The organism is Virgibacillus tibetensis (assembly GCF_036026595.1).
Lineage (GTDB): Bacteria > Bacillota > Bacilli > Bacillales > Amphibacillaceae > Virgibacillus_P > Virgibacillus_P tibetensis.
Genome location: NZ_JARZFX010000037.1, coordinates 1 through 1,877, shown reverse-complemented (window position 1 = coordinate 1,877; position 1,877 = coordinate 1). Strand labels below are relative to the sequence as shown.

Sequence of the window (1,877 nt, the reverse complement as noted above, 5' to 3'; positions counted from 1 at the left end):
TTTGATATCTTCCTCTTCTACTTGTTCTGTGGTATCTGCTTCTGAAGAATCTTCTGCTTCTTGTTCTGTGGTATCTGCTTCTGAAGAATCTTCTGCTTCTTGTTCTGCGGTATTTGCTTCTGAAGAATCTTCTGCTTCTTGTTCTGCGGTATTTGATTCTGAAGGGCCTTTTACATCTTCTTCCTCTTTATCTACTAGATTAGATTCCTCCGACTCTTCTTCACTGGTTTTATCTTCTTCATTGGACTCATTACTTGTTACTGCGTATGCTGCTTGTGGACTAAAGTGGAAAAGAGAAAATGTTATTACTAATAGAGCTATTGTATTTCTAATCCTCACTCTAGTTTCACCTCCTTGTTGTTTTTTTGGTACTAGTATAGTATCTTACTTTAAATGTTTTATTTCAAGTGTTTTTTAACTATTTTGCTAGATTTTGTCACTTTTTATTTAACATTTAAAAAATAGAGTTGGACTACTTATAGCCCAACTCTCAAAATTGCTTACCTCCTTTTTAAATTAAATGAAAAAGCAAGCGCTTCTGCAGTTATTTCTCCTAACCAATTTCTATAATGTGGATCCCTTAATAAGGCATTTTCAACAAAGTCATCTATAAACATATATTCTATTAATATTGCTGGCATATTAGTGTTTCGTAGTACGTTAAAGTCTGCTTCTTTCATACCACGATCACTTATACCTAATTTACTAATTAGGTATTGGTGAATATCCTTCTGTCTTTTTAAGGTTTCTTGAGAAACACTTCCATCATGAATAAAAGTTTCAAATCCATTAGTGTTACCATTATAAGCGTTCGTATGAAGGCTTACGAAGTAATCGGCTCCCCAATTATTAGCCGATCTAGCCCTATCCAATAACTCTATAAATTCGTCTGTTTTACGAGATAAGTTAACAGTCACTCCAAAGTAGTTATTTGTTAAAGCATTTGCAGTTCTTAAAGCTATATCAAGCACAACATTTTTTTCTTTCAATCCATATCCCTGACCACCAGAATCCTGATCTCCGTGGCCAGGATCTAAGAAAATTCTAACGATACGTTTTTCAATCTCTTTTCGAGTAATTTCATCGGCAATACCGCTTACTGGTAAGCGATTGTCTCTTTGAAACTCTTTGACTCTTTGTTCGGTAAACGATCCATAAAAATCACTTAATGTTATACCACCGTATCCAATTGCATTCAAGTTTTTCTTTAATTGAAGAGTAGCCTTGTGTCTTTTTCCTTGTTGGAATGGACTAGATAGTAACTCATCAATTTTTTTAAAGGTGCGATCATCTGCTATTCCGTTAGGTATTAGCCCGAAATAATTTTGGAACTCTGTAACTTTTTCTTCAGTAAAGTTGCCATACAAAGTCGATATAGTTATATTACCGAAGCCCAATTGATTTAAGTTTTCTTTTAACAGTATTGTATTTGAATGCCGTTTTCCATTCTGAAATGGAGTGTTTGCTATACTACTTAGTTTTTCAATTGTATGATCATCTGCTATGCCATTAACTATTAATCCGTAATATTTTTGGAATTCTCTCACTTTAAGCTCAGTAAAGTCACCGTATAAATCGGTTACTAATATATTACCAAAACCTATATGATTTAATTTATTTTTTAAATCAATAGTGTTTTCATAACGCTTACCTACTTGAAACGGACTATCTAATATTTGATCAATTTTATTAAAAGTAGCTGTATCAACTTTTCCAGTTACATTCAAACCATAATATTCCTGGAAGTCCTTTACTTTCTTCTCAGTGTAGCTTCCATATAATGTAGTAACACTGATATAGCCAAATCCTAAACGATTCAGATTTTCCTTTAAATCTATTATCCCTGGATGACGCTCTCCTTGTTGAAAGACTGAAGC

Annotated in this window: 1 protein-coding gene and 1 pseudogene; both read right to left on the bottom strand. The window is 33.3% G+C overall.

Going from position 1 to position 1,877, the window contains the following annotated elements; genetic code table 11:
• Positions 1–339: pseudogene (locus QGM71_RS21665) on the bottom strand (hypothetical protein); the annotation flags it as partial.
• 161 nt (positions 340–500) lie between these two features.
• The coding region (locus tag QGM71_RS21660) for a peptidoglycan-binding protein (RefSeq protein ID WP_327609632.1) at positions 501–1,877 on the bottom strand (1,377 nt) is incomplete at its 5' end.